The organism is Achromobacter sp. FW305-C-30-7 (assembly GCF_058783105.1).
This window is the reverse complement of sequence record NZ_JBYSYI010000001.1, coordinates 59,060-81,620: the sequence shown is the minus strand read 5'-3', so window position 1 is coordinate 81,620 and position 22,561 is coordinate 59,060. Positions and strand designations below refer to the sequence as shown.

The 22,561-nt window shown below is 67.9% G+C and carries 18 protein-coding genes; 6 read left to right on the top strand and 12 right to left on the bottom strand.

Annotation, left to right across the window (positions count from 1 at the left end; all coding sequences use genetic code 11):
• Nucleotides 1-14 precede the first annotated feature (14 nt).
• Nucleotides 15-1,208 carry a M20 aminoacylase family protein gene (locus AC3WOB_RS00440; protein WP_492273859.1) on the top strand — a complete coding sequence of 398 codons (1,194 nt, stop codon included), beginning with the start codon at nt 15-17 and terminating at the stop codon, nt 1,206-1,208.
• A gap of 50 nt (nt 1,209-1,258) precedes the next feature.
• Here AC3WOB_RS00440 and AC3WOB_RS00435 read toward each other — a convergent pair whose 3' ends face one another.
• Genes AC3WOB_RS00435 through AC3WOB_RS00425 form a run of 3 tightly spaced genes read right to left on the bottom strand, consistent with a single transcriptional unit; the run spans nt 1,259 to nt 4,124 of the window.
• Nucleotides 1,259-2,386: a deoxyguanosinetriphosphate triphosphohydrolase gene (locus AC3WOB_RS00435; protein ID WP_041656895.1), complete on the bottom strand. Its 1,128-nt coding sequence runs from the start codon at nt 2,384-2,386 to the stop codon at nt 1,259-1,261.
• A 23-nt stretch (nt 2,387-2,409) separates the two neighbouring features.
• Nucleotides 2,410-3,486 (bottom strand): 3-dehydroquinate synthase, encoded by a 1,077-nt coding sequence (aroB, locus tag AC3WOB_RS00430; RefSeq protein WP_013396955.1) that lies wholly within the window; start codon nt 3,484-3,486, stop codon nt 2,410-2,412.
• Entirely contained in the window at nt 3,483-4,124 is a 642-nt protein-coding gene (locus AC3WOB_RS00425; RefSeq protein ID WP_013396956.1) for a shikimate kinase, read from the bottom strand. Before AC3WOB_RS00425 ends, aroB begins: the two co-directional genes overlap by 4 nt.
• A gap of 114 nt (nt 4,125-4,238) precedes the next feature.
• Between AC3WOB_RS00425 and AC3WOB_RS00420 the strand changes: the two genes are divergently transcribed.
• Complete coding sequence (locus AC3WOB_RS00420) at nt 4,239-6,686, top strand: penicillin-binding protein 1A (protein WP_013396957.1); 2,448 nt, start codon at nt 4,239-4,241, stop codon at nt 6,684-6,686.
• Nucleotides 6,687-6,745: 59 nt separating this feature from the next.
• Here AC3WOB_RS00420 and cyaY read toward each other — a convergent pair whose 3' ends face one another.
• Complete coding sequence (gene cyaY / locus AC3WOB_RS00415) at nt 6,746-7,075, bottom strand: iron donor protein CyaY (RefSeq protein ID WP_013396958.1); 330 nt, start codon at nt 7,073-7,075, stop codon at nt 6,746-6,748.
• Between the two features lie 54 nt (nt 7,076-7,129).
• Here cyaY and lptM point away from each other — a divergent pair, with 54 nt between their 5' ends.
• Nucleotides 7,130-7,291, top strand: a complete 162-nt coding sequence (gene lptM, locus AC3WOB_RS00410; protein ID WP_492273858.1) for an LPS translocon maturation chaperone LptM — start codon at nt 7,130-7,132, stop codon at nt 7,289-7,291.
• Nucleotides 7,288-8,580: a diaminopimelate decarboxylase gene (lysA, locus tag AC3WOB_RS00405; RefSeq protein WP_492273857.1), complete on the top strand. Its 1,293-nt coding sequence runs from the start codon at nt 7,288-7,290 to the stop codon at nt 8,578-8,580. Before lptM ends, lysA begins: the two co-directional genes overlap by 4 nt.
• A gap of 60 nt (nt 8,581-8,640) precedes the next feature.
• Here the strand turns inward: lysA and AC3WOB_RS00400 are convergent, their stop codons facing one another.
• Genes AC3WOB_RS00400 through tssJ form a run of 6 tightly spaced genes read right to left on the bottom strand, consistent with a single transcriptional unit; the run spans nt 8,641 to nt 17,548 of the window.
• Nucleotides 8,641-9,936 carry a serine/threonine-protein kinase gene (locus AC3WOB_RS00400; RefSeq protein WP_492273856.1) on the bottom strand — a complete coding sequence of 432 codons (1,296 nt, stop codon included), beginning with the start codon at nt 9,934-9,936 and terminating at the stop codon, nt 8,641-8,643.
• 19 nt (nt 9,937-9,955) lie between these two features.
• Complete coding sequence (tagF, locus tag AC3WOB_RS00395) at nt 9,956-10,690, bottom strand: type VI secretion system-associated protein TagF (protein WP_492273855.1); 735 nt, start codon at nt 10,688-10,690, stop codon at nt 9,956-9,958.
• A 13-nt stretch (nt 10,691-10,703) separates the two neighbouring features.
• The gene (gene tssM, locus AC3WOB_RS00390) at nt 10,704-14,333 is read right to left on the bottom strand and encodes a type VI secretion system membrane subunit TssM (protein ID WP_492273854.1); all 3,630 of its coding nucleotides are present in this window, start codon (nt 14,331-14,333) and stop codon (nt 10,704-10,706) included.
• Complete coding sequence (locus AC3WOB_RS00385; protein WP_492273853.1) at nt 14,330-15,607, bottom strand: DotU family type VI secretion system protein; 1,278 nt, start codon at nt 15,605-15,607, stop codon at nt 14,330-14,332. The genes tssM and AC3WOB_RS00385 overlap by 4 nt, the downstream gene beginning before the upstream one ends.
• 27 nt (nt 15,608-15,634) lie before the next feature.
• Nucleotides 15,635-16,969, bottom strand: coding sequence for a type VI secretion system baseplate subunit TssK (gene tssK / locus AC3WOB_RS00380; RefSeq protein ID WP_492273852.1), 1,335 nt, complete (start codon nt 16,967-16,969; stop codon nt 15,635-15,637).
• Between the two features lie 18 nt (nt 16,970-16,987).
• Nucleotides 16,988-17,548, bottom strand: a complete 561-nt coding sequence (gene tssJ, locus AC3WOB_RS00375) for a type VI secretion system lipoprotein TssJ (RefSeq protein ID WP_492273851.1) — start codon at nt 17,546-17,548, stop codon at nt 16,988-16,990.
• 118 nt (nt 17,549-17,666) lie between these two features.
• Between tssJ and AC3WOB_RS00370 the strand changes: the two genes are divergently transcribed.
• Together AC3WOB_RS00370 and AC3WOB_RS00365 are read left to right on the top strand one after the other, a co-directional pair.
• Nucleotides 17,667-18,038 (top strand): TssQ family T6SS-associated lipoprotein, encoded by a 372-nt coding sequence (locus tag AC3WOB_RS00370; RefSeq protein ID WP_492273850.1) that lies wholly within the window; start codon nt 17,667-17,669, stop codon nt 18,036-18,038.
• 27 nt (nt 18,039-18,065) lie between these two features.
• Nucleotides 18,066-18,827: an FHA domain-containing protein gene (locus tag AC3WOB_RS00365; protein WP_492273849.1), complete on the top strand. Its 762-nt coding sequence runs from the start codon at nt 18,066-18,068 to the stop codon at nt 18,825-18,827.
• A 4-nt stretch (nt 18,828-18,831) separates the two neighbouring features.
• On the opposite strand, the gene tssH is transcribed toward AC3WOB_RS00365, so the two are convergent.
• On the bottom strand, nt 18,832-21,441 hold the full coding sequence (gene tssH / locus AC3WOB_RS00360) for a type VI secretion system ATPase TssH (RefSeq protein WP_492273848.1): 2,610 nt from the start codon (nt 21,439-21,441) through the stop codon (nt 18,832-18,834).
• Nucleotides 21,442-21,455: 14 nt separating this feature from the next.
• On the bottom strand, nt 21,456-22,559 hold the full coding sequence (tssG, locus tag AC3WOB_RS00355; RefSeq protein ID WP_492273847.1) for a type VI secretion system baseplate subunit TssG: 1,104 nt from the start codon (nt 22,557-22,559) through the stop codon (nt 21,456-21,458).
• Nucleotides 22,560-22,561 lie beyond the last annotated feature (2 nt).

Genomic DNA, 22,561 nt, shown 5'->3' with positions numbered 1-22,561 from the left:
AGGATCTACCCGACATGCATCCCATCCTGCAGACCATGACTGCCCAGGCCGCCGAGTTCGTCTCGATCCGCCGCGACATCCATCGCCACCCCGAGCTCGGCTTCCAGGAATTCCGCACCAGCGACCTGGTGGCGCAATGCCTGACGCAATGGGGCTATGAAGTGGAGCGCGGCCTGGGCGGCACCGGCCTGGTCGGTCAGCTGCGCCGCGGCACGGGCGGCAAACGCCTGGGCCTGCGCGCCGACATGGACGCCCTGCCGATCCAGGAAGCCACGGGCCTGGATCACTCCAGTTGCAACGAAGGCGTGATGCATGCCTGCGGCCACGACGGCCACACCGCCATGCTGCTGGCGGCAGCGCATCACCTGGCCAAGCACGGCGACTTCGACGGCACGCTCAACCTGATCTTCCAGCCCGCCGAGGAAGGCCTGGGCGGCGCCAAGCGCATGATGGAGGACGGGCTGTTCCGCAAGTATCCGTGCGACGCCATCTACGCCATGCACAACATGCCGGGCCATCCGCAAGGCCGCCTGCTGCTGCGTGACGGCGCGGCCATGGCTTCGTCCGACAACGTCACCATCGTGCTGGAAGGCGTGGGTGGACATGGCGCGATGCCGCATTGCGCCGCCGACCCGGTGGTGGCAGGCGCGGCCATCGTCATGGGTCTGCAAAGCATCGTCGCCCGCAACATCGATCCCCTGCACATGGCGGTGATCACGGTCGGCGCGTTCAACGCCGGCAAAGCAAACAATGTGATTCCCCAGACCGCTACGCTGAAACTCAGCGTGCGCGCGCTGGACCGCGGCGTGCGCGACACCTTGCAGACGCGCATCACCGAACTGGTCCACAGCCAGGCGGCCAGCTACCAGGTGCGGGCGACCATCGACTATGGCCGCGGCTATCCCGTGCTGGTGAATACCCAGGAAGAAACCGATTTCGCGCGCCAGGTGGCGGTGGAACTGGTGGGCGCCGATAGGGTGGAGCTGCAGACCCGGGCACTGACCGGCAGCGAGGACTTCGCCTTCATGCTGGAGGAAGTGCCGGGCTCCTACCTGCTGGTGGGCAATGGCGATGGGTCAGCGGACGGCTTCAACAGCGGGCACGGCGCCTGCATGGTGCACAACCCGGGCTACGACTTCAACGACCACAGCCTGCCCGTGGGCGCGGCCTATTGGGTGCTGCTGACGCAGCGCTATCTGGCGGGCTGAAGCGAGGGCAAGGCGTCTGAGACCTGCGCCCGCGCCGCCGCGCGCGGGCCTCAGGCCATCTCGAACAGGCGCTTGTGTTCGCGGATGGCGTAGCGGTCCGTCATGCCGGCAATGTAATCGGCGATGGCGCGGGCCTGCTCATTGAACGCCGGCCGGCGGTAGTCGGGCGGCAGCAGGCGCGGATCGTCCAGGAAGGCGGCGAACAGCTCGCGCACAATGCGCCGCGCCTTGGTCGTCATGCGCAAGACGCGGTAGTGGCGGTACAGATTGTCGAACAGGAATTTCTTGAGCGCGTCGGCCTCGCTGCGGATCTCCGGCGAGAACGTCGCCAGGGGCGGCGCGCGGCGCACGTCGTCGGCAGTGGCGGGCGCGAACTCGCGGATGCGCGCCAGCGAAGTCCGCGTCAGGTCGACGATCAGCGTATTGATCATGCGGCGTATGGTTTCGGCCACGGCGCGGCGCGGGGCCAGCCCGGGATAGCTTTCCAGCACATGGGCGTGGTGGCGCTCGAAGATCGAGACTTCCTTCAACTGTTCCAGCGTGATCAGGCCCGAACGCAGGCCGTCGTCGATGTCGTGGTTGTTGTAGGCGACTTCGTCCGCCAGATTGGCCAGCTGCGCTTCTAGCGAGGGCTGGGTGCGGTCCAGGAAGCGCTGGCCCACGTCACCCAGTTGGCGCGCATGCGCGGCCGAGCAGTGCTTGAGGATGCCTTCCCGCGTTTCGAAGCACAGGTTCAGGCCGTTGAAGTCCGCATAGCGTTCTTCGAGTTCGTCCACCACCCGCAGGCTTTGCAGGTTGTGCTCGAAGCCGCCCGCCTCGGGCGCCAGTTCCCGCATGCAGGCATTGAGCTCGTCCTGCCCGGCGTGGCCGAACGGCGTGTGGCCCAGGTCATGCGCCAGCGAGATGGCTTCGGTCAGGTCTTCGGACAGGCCCAGGCTGCGCGCCAGCGTGCGCGCGATCTGGGCCACTTCCAGGCTATGGGTCAGGCGGGTGCGGAACAGGTCGCCTTCATGGTTCACGAAGACCTGGGTCTTGTATTCCAGGCGCCGGAACGCGCCGGAATGGACGATGCGATCGCGATCGCGCTGAAACTCCGTCCGATTTTCCGGCGGCGGCTCGGCATAGGTCCGCCCGCGCGATTGAGACGGGTGGGATGCATAGGAAGCCAGTTCTTTCATCTGCAACACCGTCTCCAGCATGTCTATTGGGTGGTACGGGCCAGGACGGCGCGCACCGCGTCGTCGGGAGCCGGGCGCATCATGGCTTCGCCGATGCGGGTCATGAGCACGTAGCGGATCGAGCCGCCTTCCGTTTTCTTGTCCACCTGCATCAGGTCCAGCCAACGGTCGGCGCCCAGGTCAGGGGCCACGGCGGGACAGCCGATGGCGGTCACCAGCGCGCGCACGCGCTCCACGTCGGCGCGCTCAAAGCCGGCGACGTCGGCCGACAGCTCGGCAGCCTGCACCATGCCGCAACCCACCGCTTCGCCATGCAGCCAGGCGCCGTAGCCCAGGCCGGATTCGATGGCGTGGCCGAAAGTGTGGCCCAGGTTCAGGATGGCGCGCAGGCCGGATTCGCGCTCGTCCTTGCCCACCACCTGCGCCTTCAGCTCGCAGGAGCGGCGGATGGCATGGCTGACGGCGTCCGGATCCAGCGCGCGCAGCTTCTGCGCGTTTTCTTCGCACCAGGACCAGAACGCCGGGTCGAGGATCAGGCCGTACTTGATCACTTCGGCCAGGCCCGCGGACACCTCGCGCGCCGGCAGCGTGTTCAGCACGTCCGTATCGATCTCGACGGCGACCGGCTGGTAGAACGCGCCGATCATGTTCTTGCCCAGCGGATGGTTGACGGCGGTCTTGCCGCCCACCGACGAATCGACCTGTGACAGCAAAGTCGTCGGCACCTGCAAGAAGCGCACGCCGCGCATGTAGACCGCGGCGGCGAAGCCGGTCATGTCGCCGATGACGCCGCCGCCCAGCGCCACCAGCACGCAGCGGCGGTCCAGGCGGTTGCCCAGCAGGGCGTCGAAGATCAGGTTCAGCGACTGCCAGTCCTTGTAGGCCTCGCCGTCCGGCAATTCGATGCGCAGCACCCGCTTGCCGGTCCTGGCCAGCGCCGCCTCGGCGCGTTCGCCGTACAAGGCGGCGACGGTCGGGTTGGTCACCACGGCGATCGCGGTGGCGTCGGCCGGAATGCTCTGGTCCAGGACGTCCAGGCGGCCCGGGCCGATGTTGATCGGGTAGCTTCCGCCCGGGGTGTCCACGTGTACAACGTTCATATGTGCTTCTCGAAGGCTTGCAATTGCGGCAGCAGCGCCTTGACCAGGGTGTGGATGGGCATGGCGCCCGTTTCCACCACCAGGTCGGCCACTTCCTTATAGAGGGGTTCCCGCAGGGTCATAAGGTCACGCAGCGTGCCGCGCGGATCGGCGGTGGCCAACAGGGGACGGTTGCGGTCGCGGCAGGTGCGGCGGAACAATTCGTCCACGCTGGCCCTCAAATAGACCACGATGCCGCGCTCGTGCAGGCGCTGGCGGTTTTCCGGCGCCAGGATGGCGCCGCCCCCGGTGGCGAGAATTATGTTGCGTCGTTGGGTACACTCTTCCAAGGCGGCTGATTCCCGGCGACGAAAACCGGCTTCGCCCTCGATTTCGAAGATTACCGGCACCCGCACGCCGCAACGCGCCTCGAGCTCATGATCCAAGTCCATAAACTCGCGCCCCAGCGCACGCGCCAGGCCACGCCCTATGGTCGTCTTGCCCGCGCCCATCATTCCGACCAGGAAGACCGGCAGGTCATGCGGCAATGTAGCGGCCCTGCCTGTGCACTCAGCGGCGCAAGGCAGGTTTTCAGGCGTCTCGCCAGAGGACGCCGGGTCCGGGTCGGCCTCCGGACATGAGATAGCGGAAAAGTTCATGACGGCATTATCACATCAGCCGCCAGTTGCCCGCCTACCACACTGAACGATTTTGTTACAGAAACCGGTGCCCCGTGCCAAGACGGACCCGGAGATACCCGTAAAATCGCCGCGATGAGCAAGCCCCAGAATTCCTCCAAGAAAGACAAGCCCGCCAAGAGCGGTTCCCCGATACTGCGATTCTTCGTCAAAACCGGCATCTTCTTTGCCGGCCTGTTCCTGTGCGGCGTACTGCTGGCCGGAATGGCGTTGGCGCTGGCCTGGCCCAACCTGCCGGACCTGAACGCCATGACGGACTACCGTCCTCGGGTGCCGCTGCGCGTCTATACGGCGGACCGCGTCCTGATCGGCGAATTCGGCGAAGAGCGCCGCAACGTGCTGCGCTTCAACGAAATCCCGGACGTCATGAAGTCCGCCGTGCTGGCGGCCGAAGACGACCGCTTCTACCAGCACGGCGGGATCGACTGGATGGGCGTGGCGCGGGCCGGCCTGACCAACCTGATCAGCATGTCGAAGTCGCAGGGCGCCAGTACCATCACCATGCAGGTGGCGCGCAACTTCTACCTGTCGTCGGAGAAGACCTATTCGCGCAAGTTCTATGAACTGCTGCTGACCTTCAAGATCGAATCGGAGCTCACCAAGGACCAGATCCTCGAGCTCTACATGAACCAGATCTACCTGGGCCACCGCGCCTACGGTTTCGCGGCCGCCTCGCGCACCTATTTCGGCAAACCCCTGTCCGAAGTCACGCCCGCGGAAGCCGCCATGCTCGCCGGCATCCCCAAGGCGCCGTCGCGTTTCAACCCGATCGCCAACCGCCCGCGCGCCGAACTGCGCCAGCGCTACGTGCTGGGCCGCATGCATTCGCTGGGCTACCTGACCGAACCGGAATATCAGCAGGCGATGGCCCAGCCCATCGTCATGAAGTCCGCGGAAGGCACGCCGGCCGGCGGCTATTCCATCCATGGCGAGTACGTGGCGGAACTGGCGCGCCAGCTGCTGTTCAACGTGTACCAGGACAACGTCTATTCGCGCGGCATCAATATCTACACCACGGTGCAGTCCAAGGACCAGGAAGCGGCCTACCGCTCCGTGCGCGAAGGCGTGCTCGAATACACGCGCCGCGCGCCCTACCCCGGCCCCGAAGAGCAGCTGGACCTGCCCCCGGGCACCGAGAACAACCCGCAGGCGCTCGATGAGTTCCTGGACGGCGTGTTCGACAAGTTCAGCGACAGCGGCGACCTGCTGACCGCACTGGTGCTGTCGGCCAGCCCCACCGAAGTGAAGCTGGCGCGCAGCTCGCGCGAGATCATCACCGTCACCGACAAAAAGGTGCTGGGCGTGGTGGCGCGCGCGCTGAACGACAAGGCCAAGCCCGAGCAGCGCATCAAGCGCGGTTCCGTGGTCTACATCCGCAAGTTCGGCGACAACTGGGAAATCATCAACCTGCCCTCGGTACAGGCGGCCTTCGTGGCGCTGTCGCCGCAGGACGGCGCAATCCGCGCCATGGTCGGCGGCTTCGACTTCTACCGCGGCAATTTCAACCGCGTGACGCAGGCCTGGCGCCAGCCGGGCTCGAACATCAAGCCCTTCATCTACGCCGCTTCGCTGGAGCGCGGCCTGACCCCGGGCACGCAGATCTCGGACCAGCCCTTCGAGCTGACGGCCGCCCAGACCGGTTCCAAGGCCTGGAACCCGAAGAACTACGGCAACCAGTACGAACCCATGCTGACCCTGCGCCAGGGTTTGTACAAATCCAAGAACATGGTGTCGATCCGTATCCTGCAGGCCATCGGCCCGCAGTACGCGCAGGACTACCTGACCCGCTTCGGCTTCGACAAGGCCCGCCAGCCCGCCGTGCTGCCACTGGCGCTGGGCGCGGGCTCGGTGACGCCCCTGCAGCTGGCCGGCGCCTTCTCGGTGTTCGCCAACGGCGGCTACCGCGTCACGCCCTACCTGATCGACCGCGTCACCGACAGCAACGGCAAGGTCATCATGCAGTCCAAGCCGGTCGTGGCCGGCGACGCCGCGGCCCGCGCTATCGATCCGCGCACTGCCTGGATCATGGACGACATCCTGCGCGGCGTGGCCACCTACGGCACCGCAGCGCGCGCCCGCGTACTGCTCAAGCGCAACGACATTGCCGGCAAGACCGGCACCACCAACGAATCCGTGGATGCCTGGTTCTCCGGCTACACCCCCTCGCTGGTCGCCACCGCGTGGCTGGGCTTTGATCAGCCCAAGTCGCTGGGCTCGCGCGAAACCGGCGGCGGCGTCGCCATGCCGATCTGGGTCGATTACATGCAGACGGTCCTCAAGGGCGTGCCCGAAGAGAAGCCGCGCCCCCGTCCCGACGGCCTCATCGTGGAAAACGGCGAGTTCTATTTCTCCGAATTCCCGCCCGGACAGGCGGTCGCGCGCCTGGGCCTGCCCGAGGCCGACACGCTGGGTGAATTCCTCAACGGCCTGAACGGCAGCACCAGCGAGGAAACCCGGATCAAGGTGGCGCCGGGCGTGGGCACGCAAAGCAATACGCCCTGGTCCCAGAAGATCCCGTTCTGACGCGCAAATAGCAAGGCCGGCCCGATGGGCCGGCCTTTTTTTCGCCTGAGCCTGGCTTTTTACAGGCGTATCGTCACGGGCACGCCAGCGGCTGCGGAACAGATCTGCGACAGGGCGTCCGGCAACTGCGGGCCGCCTCGGGTATCGTTCCAGTGCTGGCCATCGTAGCGGTAATGGAAGCCGCCGCTGCGCGCGGCGACCCATAGCTCCTGCATGGCAGCCTGGCTGTTCACCACCACGTGGGTGTTGTCCTCGAAGACCATCGTCAGCACATTGCCGCTGCGGCTGGTTTCGACATCGACATCGAGCGAAGCCGCCCAGTCATCGGCCTGGCTTTCGATGCTGTTCAGCACCTGGTCGATCAACGCAAGAAATTCGGTTTCGGTCATAATCGAGCCTGCAAGATTTAGGAGTTCCCAGTGTTCCACTTGGCATTTCGCCGCATGGTCCTTCGCATTGTAGCCACGCTGCTGGCGACCGGCATGGTCGCGGCCTGCGGGTACAAGGGCCCCTTGTACATGCCGACGCCGGACGGCAAGCCGCCCTCGCGTACGCAACAGCAACCGCCGCCGACGGTCATCCCGCCGGCCCCGTCGCTGCCATGACTTCCCGATTCCCCGCGCAGCCTGAACTGGCCGGTCATCCGTACTTCCAGTTCCGCAACAATGTGCTGTACGCCGAGGACGTGCCGCTGGATCACCTGGCCGAAAAGCTGGGCACGCCGCTGTACGTGTACTCGCGCGCCGCGCTCAAGGCCGCCTGGGAATCCTACCGCAACGCCGTCGGCCAGCACCCCGTGCTGGTCTGCTACGGCATGAAGGCCAATTCCAACCTGGCCGTCCTGAAGGAATTCGCGCGCCTGGGCGCGGGCTTCGACATCGTTTCCGGCGGCGAGCTCAAGCGCGCCCTGGCGGCGGGCGCGGACCCGTCCAGGATCGTGTTTTCAGGCGTGGGCAAGCAGGCCTGGGAGATGCGCGCTGCGCTCGCGGCCCAGGTCAAGTGCTTCAACGTCGAGTCCGAAGCCGAATTGCGCCGCCTGTCGGAAGTCGCGCATGGCATGGGCCTGCGCGCGCCCGTCTCGCTGCGGGTCAACCCGGACGTGGACGCGCAGACGCATCCGTACATTTCCACCGGCCTGAAGGAAAACAAGTTCGGCATCGCCATCGAGTCGGCGCTGGACGTCTACCGCAGCGCGCAATCGCTGCCGGGCCTGGACATCGTGGGCGTGGACTGCCACATCGGATCGCAGCTCACCGACATCAGCCCCTATTTCGACGCGCTGGAAAAGCTGCTGGACCTGATCGAAAAGCTGGATCAGGCCGGCATCCGGATCGCCCATCTGGACCTGGGCGGCGGCCTGGGCATCCGCTACACGGATGAGATCCCGCCCTCACCCCAGGCCTTGCTGGACCGCGTCTTCGAACGCCTGAACGCGCGCGGCTTCGGCCATCTTCAGCTGGTGCTGGAGCCCGGCCGCTCGCTGGTGGGCAATGCCGGCGTGCTGCTCACCCGGGTCCAGTATCTGAAGCATTCAGAAGCGCGCAACTTCGCCATCGTCGACGCCGCCATGAACGATCTGCTGCGCCCCGCGCTGTACGAGGCCTTCCATGGCGTGCGCCCCGTGCATCCGCGTGCGGGCGACGCAACCCTCTACGACATCGTCGGCCCGGTCTGCGAAAGCGCCGACTGGCTGGCCCGGCAGCGCAAGCTGGCCATCGAGCAGGGCGACCTGCTGGCGGTGGAGTCCGCGGGCGCCTACAGCATGGCCATGGCCAGCAACTACAACGCGCGGCCCCGCGCGGCCGAAGCCATGGTCGACGGCGACAAGTACTACGTGGTGCGCCAGCGCGAAACGCTGGACGACCTGCTGCGGGGCGAATCCACCCTGCCTTGACGGGCTTCCGCCATCTGCGGCGCGATCCACGCGCCGCATGCGGGCGCGAACCCACGTCTTTCACTTGAACTCATGCGTGATGGAAGCCGGCCGGCCCGGAGCCACCGTCAAAGTCATGCGGTGATCCCCCGCCGACGCGTTGCGCACCGTCACCTGGTAGCGGCCGGGCGGCAGGGCCAGTTCGCGCAGCGGCGGGCTCACGCCGCGCGAGCGGCCGTTGACCAGCACCTCTCCCCAGGGACGCACGGCCACCTGCACCGTGACGGGCGCGGCCTGGGGCGGCGGGGTCGCAGGCGCGGCCGGCTCTGAAGCCGGGGGGGTTGCCGCGGCTTCAGGCTCAGGGGCGCTTTCCGGTTTTGAGCTGGCGGCCGGCGCCACGGATCCGGCAGCGGCAGTCTGCGGCGCCAAGGCGGTTCCGGCAGCGGCAGTCTGCGGCGCCGAGGCGGATCCGGCCGCGGCGGAAGAATCCGGCGGGGTCTGTGGCGTCGGCGCAGGCGCTGTTGCGGCGGTTGCGGGCTGCGGCGGCTGCGCCGGCCGCAACCACGCATACCCGCCCGCCGCAAGCAGCAGCAGGCCCGCCACGGCCAGCGGCAACATGCGCCGCGCCCGCGCCGGGTGCTCCGGCCGCATCGCGGTCAGGCGGGCAGCAACCGGCAGTGGATCGGCAGGCTCGTCAGCGGGCGTTTCCGCCATCAATGAGGGCGCAAACATGTCCGGCTCCGGATCCGGATCCACCGCAGGCGCCGGCGCTGGATGCGCCACAGCAGCCGCCACGGCCGGCGGGATCGCACCCATCGCCGCGACAAGCGCCGCAGCCGTCCGCGGCCTGGCCTGCTCCTCCATCGCCAGCCCCTCGTCCACGGCGGCGCAGAACGCCGCTCGATAGGCGCCCGGTTGCCATTCGTCCAAAGGCAGGCAGTCGTCGCGCACGCGCCGTGCCAGCGCGCCCGGAGGGGCTGCACCCGACGCCAGGAAGTACGCCAGCGCCGACAGCCCGTACACGTCCGTCCAAGGGCCGCAAGCATGGCTCGGATCGTCCGAGTACTGTTCGAACGCGGCGTAACCCGCGTGCCGGACGGCGTCTTCCTCATCCGGCGCAACATCGGCAGGCGGTGCCAGGACGGCAACACCCTGCGCATCGCGGATCACGGCACCGGGGCAGATGCCGCCGTGCGCCCGGCCGGCCTCGTGCAAGGCGGCCAGGGACGCGGACAAACCGGCGACGACTCGCAGGATCTCCTGCTCACGCAGCCGCCCGGGCGGCAGGCGCAAGATATCGGCCAGGCGCGCCTCCTCTGGAGCGGCCGGCAAGCCTGCCGGGCCCGGTCCCGGCGGCACAGCTGAAGTTCGAAGCATGCGCGGTCCTCCGGCAGGTTCAGGGATGCCAGGTCGGCAGGGATGAGAACAATCTGGCGAACAGCGTGGCGTTCAGCGCGCCACCATGAATGTAGGTCTGCAAAGCCGCGCCGTCCGCCTGGTTGGTCCACCAATAGCTGGTGTGGGAACTGGGATTGAAGCAGAACGGCAGATCGGGCCAGGCACCCAGGGCACGGCGCGCCAGCGGCGCGGAATCCTGCTCCCGGCCCGCGCTCAGGATGTCCATGATGTCGCTGCCCGCGCGCGGCGCGGCGCCTGCGCCTGGCGCGGACACGCGCGCCGCCGCCACGGGCATGCGCAACTGCTGCAGGCTGCGGTCGAACTGTTCCGCCGGGCAACCATGGCGCACCGCGGCCAGCAAGCTGGCGCCGACCTGCCGGTAATAGTCGCTGGCGCCGTCCAGGATGCTGCTGTGGTACTGCTCGGGCGGCACGGCCATGACCACGCACAGCGGATAGCCCCGGCCCACCCGGTCGCGGCTGGGCGTGATGCAGCCCAGCTGCGCGACGCCGGCGCCCGGCCCCGATGGAATCGCGAAATTCCAGATGGGCGCCGACGCGAAACCGCGCGCGGCGTTGACGTCCGGCGCTTGCTTCAACGCAGCCAGCCCGAACTGCAACCAGCGGTCCCACCAGGTGATCAGCTCACGCGGCAGACGCCGGTGCACGAAATCTCCCGCCGCCGGAATCTTGCCGTACCAGCCCACCCGTCCCCGCTCCACTGCTAGCTCCATGTCCATGTCCTGTTCATGACGCGCCGGGGCAGGCAAAGGCCTGCATCTCGGCTAGATGAAAAGGGCTTTTGACGCTGCTGGCGGTGATCTCCAGCACCACCTTGCGCCCGCCCAGGTCGAATGTGGCCAGCGTGATTTCCGCCGTGGCGCCGCGCCGCAGCTGCGCACGATCCAGCATGCGGTTCAGCGCCCAGGGGCCGGACGTGGTCATGCCCGCCGCCCCTTCCTGCGGCGTAAGCTCTATACGCACCTGGTTGCTACCGCGGGGGCCGGGCCACTGCACCGTGGTCGCGACCTGCGGGCCGTGCGCGTAGCGCACCGCCTGGCCGTCCACGTCCATCACGAACTGGGTAATGTCCGCGTCCATTTCCACGGGCCTGATGGCCACCCGGTACGAGGGCATGGGGTTGCCCGCCATGAAGTACACGTCGCGGATGACGCCGGCGCGCTGGAAGGCATCCAGCGTGCCGGAGTTCTCACCCGACTTGCCATCGATGCCGGGCTTAAAGCGCCAGCGCTGTCCGGACACGTCGATCTGGTTCGCCAGGTTCTTCTGGAAGAAGTCGTCCATCAGGCCGTTGGGCCCGAACAGCCGCGCCATGTCGTTGGGCGCCACGTCGCGCGTGGAACGGCCGGAAAACGGGTAGCGTCCGGCCACGGACTGGCTGCAGAACATGCCTATGGTGGCGGACACGGTCTCGCCCATGCGCGCCCGGGCCACGTCGGACACCTCGCCGGACGCGTTCACGGACAGGGAATTGAGCACGTCGCGCAACGGCCCGGGCAGGCGTCCCGCCTCCGCCCGCAGCTTGGTCACGGCATCCGAGTTGGGCGCGGGACTGCCGCTGCGCAAGGCCGCGTCCGCCGCCGTCAGATAGGTATAGAGCTCGTTGATGAGGCCCGTGGTTGCGGCGATCGGAGAAGCAGCGCCGGCCGTAGCGCCCTCGCCTTCGGCCAACCGCCGGTATGGTTCGAAGTGCTGGTCCACGATGCGCTCCAGCTTCTCGTCGCTGGCGTCGGCCCGCATGGCCGCGCCCGGCCCGGTCGGCCCGAACATCTGCTCCAGCGCCTCGCGCGTGCTGCTGACGCGGTCGCGCGCCTGATCCACCAGCGAACGGTCGTCCTTGCCGGTATCGCGCAGCAAGGAGGTTTCGCGCGCGACGCCGCGCACCAGCCGCACCAGCGGTGACTCCGGCGCCGACAAGGTGCGCGCCATCTGGATGTTCTGCAGCAGCGATTTGCTGGGCGCCAGCTGCAGATCGTTCAGATAGCCGTCCCACTGCGCCACGTAGTCGTTCATGTACAAGCGCTTGATGTCCACCACCAGCTGGCGTTGCGCCGTCTGGTCCAGCTGGCTGCGCAAGGGTATGTTCAAGATCCACGCATCGTCCGACCGCAGCACCTCGGCCACGCCGGTGACGCGCTTGTTGAACACGTCCCAGTAGCCGCGATAGCTGTAGAGCGCGGGTATGCCCTGGCTCAACGGCTTGCCGCTCTTGCGCACAAAGACGGCGCTGGCCTGCGCGCCGCCCAGCGTCACCACCGTGATCTCGGGCGCCGCATCGGCGTTGGCCAGGGTGCGGCGCAGCCGACTGTAGGCGCGTTGCGCCAGCGTGTAGCGCGCCAGCTTCTCGCGCGCCTGTGCCACCAACGCGTCATCCTTGGGAAACGGCGAGGCCAGCACATGGCTCTGCGTCAGGTTGCGCAGGTGCAGCGACAACTGTTCGTACTGGCGCCGCGTGTAGCCCTCGGGCAAGGTGGCCTGCATGTCCGAAAGCAGCCAGGCATGCATGAACTCCGCGTCATAGCGCTCCGCCTCGTACAGCATCAGATAGGCCCGCAGCGCCTCGTAGGAATATTCCAGGTCGCTGGCCGAGGCGTCGCGCAACGCGGTCTCGACGCGCCGCGCCACTTGCGGCAGCAGCACCTGGTCCAGCGTGTTGCCGTACACGCCCTGCGCCGCCGCCTGCAGCTTCTGGCCCTGGTAGAGGCCATAGCGATAGCTCAGCGGCGGGTTGTCGATCTCGAAGCCTTCATGCTGCGGCAGGTACCAGAGGCTGTCCAGGAAGGGCATCAGTCCCAGCAGGTCGCCGGTGCGCGTGATCTTGATGTCGCGCGTCAGCTTCTCCACTGCGGGTACGCGCCGCGCCACTTCCTCCACGTAATCGGCGTTGTTGCGATAGCTCATCGCCCATCCCCCGATCAAGGCCACGAAGGCCGCCGTCACCAGGCCGTAGCCCGCCCAATGCAGCTGCCGGTAGCGGCGTTCCCAGCGCAGGTTGCGGCTCGCCAGGCCCGCTTCGCGGAAGATCACGTCCTGCAGCAGATTTTTCAGGAAGTAGCTGCGGCCCTCTCCTTCACCCGGTACGCTGGCCGCAGGCGCGGCGCCGCCGTCGATGCGCAGGTAGCGCTTCAGATGCCCGGTCACCTGGTCGAAGGTTTCGCCGCCCTGCGTGCCGCTGGTGAAGTAGACGCCTCGTGGAATGACGCGCGCCTCGAATTTCGAGGTCGCGAACACATCGCTCAGGAAATGGCCCAGAATGGCCTGCAGGCCGGCGAACTGCTGCGGCAGCATATAGGCGAGCGCGCGCCGCGCCGGATCGCTCTCGGCCGCCACCACTTCGGGCAAGGCGTCATCCAGGCGCCGCTGCAACAGCGCATATTCCTCGTGAAAGGCCTCGTACAGGTCGAAGTCCGGCTCCTGCGCGCGCGCATACGGCAAGGTGAAGCCCCATATCTGCGCCAGTTCCTCGCGGGTGAAGGAAGCGAAATATTCTTCGAAGCCCGACAGCAGGTCGGTCTTGGTCACCAGCACATAGACCGGAAACGCGATGCCCAACTGTTCACGCAGTTCCTGCAGCCGGCGTCGCAACACCGCCGCATGCTGCGCCCGTTCCGCGTCGGAAGCCGACAGCAGGTCTTCGACGCTGACCGTCAGCATGGCGCCATTGATGGGCTGCCGGCCGCGATACTTGGACAGCAGGCCGAGAAAGCCGCGCCACTCTTCCTCGTCGCCAGTCGGATCGCTTTCGTGCGTGGTGTAGCGCCCAGCCGTGTCCAACAGCACGGCATCGTCGGTAAACCACCAGTCGCAATTGCGGGTGCCGCCCACTCCCCGCAGGGCCACCTTGCCATAGCGTTCCGCCAGGGGAAAGTTCAGCCCCGAATTCACCAGCGCGGTGGTCTTGCCCGCGCCCGGCGCACCGATGATCACGTACCAGGGCAACTGGTACAGATACTGCTTCGAGAACCGGTCCAGCGCGCTGCGCTTGCCACGGCTCTCGAAGCGTGTCTTGCGCAGCAGTTCCACGGCCTCGTGGAACCGCGCCTCCAGCTGGCGTATCTCGTCATTGCCGGCGGCCTCCTCCAAAGGCTTGTCCGCCTTGGGCTTGGGCCGCCGCAGCTGGCTCAGCAACTGTGCGTTCAAACGCCCCTCGCGCCATTTGCGCCACAGCAACCGCAGCAGCCAGATTGCGAACATCGCCACGATGACCGCAATGCGCACTGTTTCGCTTTCCAGCGGGCGCACGGTGCCGATCGCGATAAGCGGCCCTGCGATCCAGATCAGCACCGCCAGGGCCACCAGCCCCAGGAAGTTCCACACGCGGCGGCTGAAGAACCATCCGAACAGCCTGTAGATCATTCCTGTCCTCCCTGCTCGTGCGCCGGCGGCGGCACCAGCACCGTGATCTCCACCCGCCGGTTCAGCGCGCGGCCCGCGGCCGTGTCGTTGGGCGCCACCGGATCGGCATCGCCGCGGCCCTCCGCGCGCACCCTGGCCGTCTGGCCCAGGCGCTGCTCCAGCATGTCCTTGACCGCATCCGCGCGCGCCTGCGACAGGTGCCAGTTGGACGGGAAGCGCGCGCTGCGCATCGGCGTATTGTCGGAGTAGCCGCGCACCAGAATGCTGCCCTGCGTCTCGCGCAAGGCATCGGCCACGCGCGACAACATCGGCAGATACTGGTCGCGCACGGAACTGGCGCCCGACTCGAACACGCCGTCGCCCCGCAGCACCACCACGCTACGGTCCACCTCGTCGCGCACGGAGACCAGCTGATCGCGGATCTCGGGCGCCAGGAACACCGCCAGCCGCGGCGCAGGCGCCGGCCGCTTCACCGCCGTCGGCGCGATCTGCACGGTAGGCGGGCGCAGCTTGGCGATGGATGCGAACACGGCGTCGGATTGGCTGCCCAGGCGCCAGCCCAGGCCCCAGTACAGCGCCAGCGCCAGCACGGCGGCCAATGCGCCGAACACCCACAGCGGCACGGGCAAGCGGCGCAAGGGCGTCTGCGCCGGTTCGTCGCGCCAATGGGGCGACAACGCTAGTGGATACTCGCCGCGCGCGCCGCGCAGGATCCGCAACAGGCGCTGCCGCAACGTCTCCAGCTGCGAGCGGCCGTTGTCGATCACGCGGTAGCGTCCTTCGAAACCCAGCAGCAGGCAGTAGTACAGCAGCTCCAGCAGATCCAGATGCTGCCCCGGGTTCTGCGACAGCTTGGCCAGCAGCTGGAAGAACTTTTCGCCGCCCCAGGTCTCGTTGTGGAAAGTGACCAGCAGGCTGTGCGCGGACCACACCCCGCCCCCGCCCCATGGCGTGAGCGCGGCGGCCTCGTCCAATGCCGTGCACAGGCAATAGCGCGCGCCCAGTATGGTTTCGTTGGGTATGCCCGCCTGCTGCGCACGCAGCTCGAACTGGCGCACCTCGTCCAGCAGGTGCTCGCGCAGCATCGCGGGCGACGGATGGGCCGCCGTTGCGCGGATCTGCGGAATCAGGTCCAGCAGCGGGTTCGCCGCCGCCACCAGCGGATTGGTGCCGCTGATGACGTAGTCGTGGGGCCGCAGCCTGCCCGCCGTACTGGCAGCGCCCTCGCCCATGCCGCCCGGAGGGCCGGCCAGCGTGTGATCCGAAGCATGCATAGTTGTCTCCGTCTGGTTGGACTGCGCTCAATCGCGCAGCGCCCAGAACTCCATCGTCAGCCCGGGAAAATCGCCCGCCAGATGCAGCGCAAGCGCGCCGGTGCGCTCCAGCTGTTTCCAGAATTCGCCGCTCTTATCCAATTCGAAATAGACATGTCCGGCGCTGTATGGGATCTGCCGCGGCGCCACCGGCAGCGCACGCACGGCGACGCCCGGCAATTGCAGGTGCACCAGGTCGCGAATGCGTTCCACCGGACCGATCTTGACCTGCGCCGGAAAGCGCATGCGCACGGCCTCCACGCCCAGATCCGCATGCACCGCCAGCACGAAGCCGGCCGACTGCAACAGCTCCGCATCCTGGATCTGCGCCACGCGCACGCCCTGGCCGCGGTCCTGCAGCGGAATCTGCAAGGCACGTTGCTCCAGCACGGCTGACAACGAACGGCGCAGCTCATTCATCAGGGGCGTGAAGCTGCCCTGCAGATCGTCGTGCGCATACCCCGGCAATACGCCCGGCCGCCGCGTCGCGGATGTGAAGGTGGCGAGGTCGCAGGCCAGCATCAGCCAGTCGTGGAACAGGCGCTCGGGATGCTGCGCGGGGCTCTGGCGCGCATGCCAGACCGCGCCCATATAGCGGTTGACGGTCTCCAGCAGCATGAAGTCCGACACCTCGGAGACGCCGCCGCGGCCGGGCTGCGACAAGCGCGCGGCCAGCGCCTCGCTGCGCGCGTCGAGCAACCCGTGCAATTCATCGACAAAGCCGCGCAGGACCGGATGCTCGCCCGCCGCCACCCAGGGCGCTATGTAGCCCTCGTCCAGCACTACTCGGTTGTCCGAGCGGCGCTCCAGGATGCGCGCCACACCCAGGCCCAGCCAGTCGTCGGTCAGCTCGTCCTCCAGCATCAGCCGCAAGCGCAAGCGGCCCAGCTGCATCAGGACGGGTTCCAGGGCCACCGATCCGCTGTCCTCCACCTCGGCCTCGTGCACCAGATAGCGCGCCAGCGTGTCTTCCTCGCCTTCGTAGATGACGTCACTGGCGCCGGCGCGCACGCGCGGCAGGGCCAGCAGGATGCGCGCGCCGCGCGTTTGCGCCGGCACTTCGAACGCCGCCGGCGCCGCGTCCGGGTGCGAAAAATCGAATGGCGTGCCATCGGGCATGACGCCTTGCGCCCGCGTCAGCGCCACCTTGCCTATCGCCAGCGCGTCGCGGTCCAGCGACAGCTGGCTGAAGCCCCAGAAGAACCCCTGGAGCGCGGCCGCGCGCTGCTGCGCGGTGTGCAGCATATGGCGTTCAAACTGCTGGAAATGCTGGGGCCGCAGGAACATACCCTCCGACCAGATCACTTTGTCTCTGCTCACCATGTCCGGTTCTCTCAGCATCTAAAAAGGCCACCACGAACGGCTGCGATCCACTTCTTCCAGCCCGTCGCGCTTGACCGCGACTTTCACCGTCTCTTCATTCGGCGAAAACTGCCAGACCTTGTACATATTGGTGTTCTGCGCCTCGGGCAGCGCCACCAGCAGCCGCCACTTGCTCTGCTCCAACTCGCGATAGGCCGCCACCACACCCACCACGCGCGCCTCGGCATTGCCGGGGTACTGCACCACCTTGGTCTCGCCCGGTTTCAGGATCACCTGATCGACATTGAGCAGCTCAGCGCCCAGCGCCGCGTGCGCATCGCCCTGCAAGGTGAAAAAGTCGCGCGATTCGAAGATGCTGGCTGACTTCAGCTCGTAGATCGTCACCTGCACCGGCGACGGCCTGCCGCCCGCGTTCTGGTTGACTTTGGGATCCGCGCGCAGCTCGATTGCATAAGGCACGGGCACGCGCCTGGCCGTCGACGAACATGCCGCGAGCAGCGCCGCCGCCAGCACGCCCGCAAGAATCGCCGCGATGCGTCGCCGTCCCGTCGGAATCATTGGTAGGCATGGACTGCTCATAGGACCTCGGAAATAAAAGTACACACGTCTGTTACGCCGCGACGCATACCTTGCACGGTGGGCCGCTATCATCGGCGGGATGACCAGGCCTACCCACCCCGAACGACACGCCCGCGCCATGAAACAGCCCGCACGCATCAGCTTGATATCCGCTCTCGCCCTGCTCGCCGCCTGTGCCTCCACGCCATCGCCGCAGGCCGTGGACGCCTTGCAGCAGGTCCGCGACGAATATGCCGCCAGCCGCTTCGGCGCCGTCGTGCGTACCGTGGCGACTTCCGACGCGCTGGCCTCCGCGCCCACTCCCACGCGGGTGGAAGCCCTCAAGCTGCAAGCCTTCAGCTACTGCGTGACCAACTACCGCCAGCTGTGCGAGGACAGCTTCGTCCGCATCCTGCAGCTGCAACCCTCGTTCCAGCTTGCGCCGAATGAGGCCGGACATCCCCTGTGGGGACCGGCTTTCCAGGCGGCGCAGGCGTCCCAGACTCGCTAACGCGCCGACGGCGCCCAGGAGACAGGCGTGAAACTCATCGTGTTCCAGCGTGCCGGCGATCCGGCCTTCGACCCCATCCACGCCGTGTTCACGGCGCCCGGCGCCACGATAGGCCGCAGTCTCGACAATCACCTGGCCCTGCCCGATCCCACGCGCGCCATCTGCCGCGTGCAGGCGGCGATCCGCGTCAACGACGCGGACGCCGGCTTTGTGCTGAACCTGAGCAGCATGAGCGCCGTCAGCGTCAATGGCCAGGCGCTCGCGCGGGACCAGGAAGTGCCGCTGAATCCCGGCGACGAATTGCAGATCGGCGATTACCGGCTGCGGGCAGATACGGGCCCGCCCGAAACGGCGGCAGCCGCTACGTCCGTGGTCGCCGACGACGACATCTTCAGCGACCTGATCGGCCCGGGCACCTTGCCCGTGGGCAGCGCGCCGGACGTCTCCACGCATCCCTTCGATCTGGACTCCGCCCAGGCGCGCAATCCGGAAGACCCCTTGCGCCACCTGCCGCCCGGCGATGGCGCGGTGGCGAGCGCGCTCACCGATCCCCTGGCGCTGTTCGACGCGCCCGGCGATGGCACGCCCAGCATCTTCTCGGACGGCACCCCGTCCGCCCTGCCCGCCGACGATGCGCTGGCCGAGCACCGCGCCCATCCCGTCGATGATGCCTTGGGCCGTCCGCGCGAGTCCGCGGACCATCGCAGCGCATCCGACCATCTGCGGGAGATCGGCGGCTACTTGCGGCCCGCGCCCGTCAAGCCAGAGCCTGGCGGCCAAGACCGCTGAAGTCTCAGGCGTAGTCATAACGGAACTCCCCGTCGGCGGCTGACAGGCCTACCCTGCTCAGCCTGCGGTCCTGCATCGAAGCGCCCAGCAGCTCCCGGCTGATCCTGGGCAGCACCGTGTTGGTGAGCACGGCATCCACCATGCGCGCCCCCGACTCCACTTCGGCGCATCGCGCCACGACCAGCGCGGTGGCTTCGGGCGTCACCTCCAGCACGATGCCGTGGTGCTCCGACAGGCGGCGGCGCACGCGCTCGAATTGCAGGTCCACGATGCGTGCCAGCATGGTGTCCGGCAACGGCAGGTACGGCACCGCGACCAACCGCCCCAGCAGAGCGGCCGGAAAGGCCTGCAGCAGCGGCTCGCGCAATGCCGCGGCCAACGCGACGCTGTCCGGCAACAGCTCCGGGTCGCGGCACAGCGCCGCGATGCGGTCCGCGCCCACATTGGAGGTCAGGATGATCACCGCGTTGCGGAAATCGATGTAGCGCCCCTCGCCGTCCTCCATCCAGCCCTTGTCGAAGACCTGGAAGAAGATCTCATGCACGTCGGCGTGCGCCTTCTCCACCTCGTCCAGCAGCACCACGCTGTAGGGCCGCCTGCGCACCGCCTCGGTCAGCACGCCGCCCTCGCCATAGCCCACGTATCCAGGCGGCGCGCCCTTGAGCGTGGACACCGTATGCGACTCCTGGAACTCGCTCATGTTGATCGTGATCAGGTTCTGCTCGCCACCGTAGAGCGCTTCGGCCAGGGCCAGCGCGGTCTCCGTCTTGCCGACGCCGCTGGGGCCGCAGAGCAGGAACACGCCCACCGGCTTGTCCGGGTCGGTCAAGCCGGCACGAGAGGTCTGGACCCGGCGCGCCACCGCCTCCAGCGCTTCGCGCTGGCCGATCACCCGCGTCGACAGCGTATCCGCCAGATCCAGCACGGCGCGCGCCTCGTCCCGCAGCATGCGGCCCACGGGGATGCCGGTCCAGTCGGCCACCACCGCCGCGACCGCCGCCGCGTCGACCGCGCAATGCACCATCGCCGTCTCGCCCTGGCTGGCCGCCAGCGCTACGCGCGCCTGCGCCAACGCGCGGCGCTGGTCTTCCTGCGCATCGGACGCAGCAAGGTCCAGCGTCTTGCGCAATGTCAGCACATGCCCGGCCAACGCACGTTCCGACTCCCAGCGCGCCGCCAGCGTCCGCTCATCGTCCGCGGCGCCGGCCTGCTCGGCCGCCAGGCGCTGGATCCGCTGCGCGTCGCCTTCGCCCAGGCGCAGTTCACGTTCGGCGATGCGCTGCGCCAACTCCAGTGCCTGGACCCGCCTGCGCGCGTCCTCCAGGCTGGGCGGCACCGCATGCTGGCTGACCGCGACGCGCGCGCAGGCCGTGTCCAGCAGCGCCACCGCCTTGTCAGGCAGCTGGCGCGCGGGAATATAGCGATGCGACAAGGTCACCGCCGCCTCGATCGCCTCGTCCAGCAGCAGCACGCCATGATGGGCCTGCAGCGTTTCAGCCAGGCCCCGCAGCATGCCGAATGCACGCGCCTCGTCGGGCTCGTGCACCTGGACGACCTGGAAGCGGCGGCTGAGCGCCGGGTCCTTCTCGATGTACTTCTTGTATTCCGACCAGGTGGTGGCGCCTATGGTGCGCAGCTGGCCGCGCGCCAGCGCAGGCTTCAACAGGTTGGCCGCGTCCCCTGTGCCCGCGGCGCCGCCTGCGCCCACCAGCGTGTGGATCTCGTCGATGAACAGCACCACCGGCCGCTCGCTGGCCTGCACCTCGTCTATGACGCCGCGCAGCCGTTGCTCGAACTCGCCCTTCACGCCCGCGCCCGCCTGCAACAGGCCGATGTCCAGCAGATACAGCGCAACGTCGCGCAGCTGCGGTGGCACCTCTCCCGCCGCCAGGCGCAGCGCCAGGCCTTCCACCACGGCCGTCTTGCCGACGCCGGCCTCGCCGGCCAGTAGCGGGTTGTTCTGGCGCCGCCGCATCAGCACATCGATGAGCTGGCGGATTTCCTCGTCGCGTCCGGATACCGGATCGATCTCGCCCGCGCGCGCGCGAGCGGTCAGATCGACCGCGAAGCGCGCAAGCGCGGAACCGCCCTCGCCCGGCGCCCCGGCGGCGGCAACGGACGCCGCCTCGGCCGCGTCTTCCGGCGAGCCCTGCACGATCTCTTGCAGCTGTTCCAGCAGCGTATCCGGCACGATGCGCGAGAACTGCGCCGACATGCCCAGCAGCACGTGGCGCAGCGCGTAGGTCCGCGCCAGTCCCGCCAGCAGATGGGCGCTGCGGATGCGTGCCGCGCCATAGCGCAGCGACCCCAACACCCAGGCCCTTTCGACTGCGTGATCAATGTGTTCGGACAGATCGGACACCGAACCCGCCCCGGCCGGCAGGCGGTCCAGCTCCGCCGTCAGGTCGGCTTGCAATGCCGCCATGTCCAGTCCGAAGCGGCGCGCAATCCGGTGCAGGTCGCTGTCTTGCGCATGCAGGATCTGATGCACCCAATGCACCAGTTCCACATAGGGATTGCCGCGCAGCTTGCAGAACGCGGTGGCGCCCTCCAGCGTCTGGTAGAGCAGCGGATTGAGCTTTCCGAAGAGGTCGATGCGGCCGATATCCGACATGGCAGGGTGGCGCGTCAGGCGCGCGTGGTCGTTGAGGTTGAAGCCGGCAAGCGGCCACGCGGCGGGATACGGCCGCGGCTTTCATAATCCAGCAGGAGATCGCCAGCTTCGCCTTGCTCGGGCCGGCGCTTGCCCAGCCACGAAGAGAGGCCCAGCGGTCGCTGCGCCCCAAGGGCCAGTCCGCGCGCATCCTGCGCACGCAGCACCGGCCGCAGATCCCAGGCCAGCTCCATGCCGATGTAATGCCTGACCCAATGCGTCAGCTGGCGGGCGCGTTCGCCTCCCGGCAGAAAGCTCTGGTAGTCCGCCAGCGCCAAGGGACCGATCTCGATGCGGAACTTGTGCTGGGCGTCGCGCACCGCGACCCCCAGCACCGTGTCACGCCCCAGCCCCGCCAAGCCGCCCAGCCCCAGTCGTTGTGCCGGTTCCAGGCGGATCCACTGCGGCACGAACTCGCGGATGCGCACCGGCAGGCCGAAGAACGATTGCAGGATGTGCTTGAGTCCTTCCGGATTGCGGGTCTGGCGCGTCAGATGCCCCGCCATGTGGTACTTGGCATGGTCCAGCACGGCGTCGCGGCGCCGCATCGACGGTTCGCCCATGTGCAGCAGGCTGGCCACGTAGCGCGTGAAGCGCTCATCCTTGCGATCCAGGCTGACCGTGCTCTGCGCATCGGCCCAGGCGCGGTAGAACAGCAGGATGAGCCGATGGTGGAACACGTCCGCGAATGCAGACAGCGTGCGGTCGCCGTGATGCGCCATGCGCTCGCGGGCGTGTTCCGTCAGATGCAGAGGCAAGGGCCCGTTCGGACCGAACAGGCCGAAGCTGAATATCGACAGTTCCGCGGGCCGGCCGCCCATGGCTGCGCGCGCGCCCGCTACGGTGGATGGCGCGAATGCCATCGACGGCTCCTGCCGCAGCCGCACGGGTTCGTGGCGCGCGACCGTGTCGCGGCCCAGCGGCTTGCGCGCCCCGGAGAGCGCATCTATCCAGCGCAAGGCATGGAACAGGTCGTGGGCGTGCGGTTCGCGCTCCAGCGCGCGCCACCATTGCGCCAGCGCGCCGTCTGGCGCGGCGGGCGGATTTTCGGCAGCGGCAAGGGGTTGGGCGATGTCCACCG

Bases quoted from the DNA above. Each gene is read 5' to 3' on its own strand.
- AC3WOB_RS00440 (WP_492273859.1), top strand. From the start codon at position 15: ATGCATCCCATCCTGCAGACCATGACTGCCCAGGCCGCCGAGTTCGTC.
- AC3WOB_RS00435 (WP_041656895.1), bottom strand. From the start codon at position 2,386: ATGAAAGAACTGGCTTCCTATGCATCCCACCCGTCTCAATCGCGCGGG.
- aroB (WP_013396955.1), bottom strand. From the start codon at position 3,486: ATGAACGTTGTACACGTGGACACCCCGGGCGGAAGCTACCCGATCAAC.
- AC3WOB_RS00425 (WP_013396956.1), bottom strand. From the start codon at position 4,124: ATGAACTTTTCCGCTATCTCATGTCCGGAGGCCGACCCGGACCCGGCG.
- AC3WOB_RS00420 (WP_013396957.1), top strand. From the start codon at position 4,239: ATGAGCAAGCCCCAGAATTCCTCCAAGAAAGACAAGCCCGCCAAGAGC.
- cyaY (WP_013396958.1), bottom strand. From the start codon at position 7,075: ATGACCGAAACCGAATTTCTTGCGTTGATCGACCAGGTGCTGAACAGC.
- lptM (WP_492273858.1), top strand. From the start codon at position 7,130: ATGGTCCTTCGCATTGTAGCCACGCTGCTGGCGACCGGCATGGTCGCG.
- lysA (WP_492273857.1), top strand. From the start codon at position 7,288: ATGACTTCCCGATTCCCCGCGCAGCCTGAACTGGCCGGTCATCCGTAC.
- AC3WOB_RS00400 (WP_492273856.1), bottom strand. From the start codon at position 9,936: ATGCTTCGAACTTCAGCTGTGCCGCCGGGACCGGGCCCGGCAGGCTTG.
- tagF (WP_492273855.1), bottom strand. From the start codon at position 10,690: ATGGAGCTAGCAGTGGAGCGGGGACGGGTGGGCTGGTACGGCAAGATT.
- tssM (WP_492273854.1), bottom strand. From the start codon at position 14,333: ATGATCTACAGGCTGTTCGGATGGTTCTTCAGCCGCCGCGTGTGGAAC.
- AC3WOB_RS00385 (WP_492273853.1), bottom strand. From the start codon at position 15,607: ATGCATGCTTCGGATCACACGCTGGCCGGCCCTCCGGGCGGCATGGGC.
- tssK (WP_492273852.1), bottom strand. From the start codon at position 16,969: ATGGTGAGCAGAGACAAAGTGATCTGGTCGGAGGGTATGTTCCTGCGG.
- tssJ (WP_492273851.1), bottom strand. From the start codon at position 17,548: ATGAGCAGTCCATGCCTACCAATGATTCCGACGGGACGGCGACGCATC.
- AC3WOB_RS00370 (WP_492273850.1), top strand. From the start codon at position 17,667: ATGAAACAGCCCGCACGCATCAGCTTGATATCCGCTCTCGCCCTGCTC.
- tssH (WP_492273848.1), bottom strand. From the start codon at position 21,441: ATGTCGGATATCGGCCGCATCGACCTCTTCGGAAAGCTCAATCCGCTG.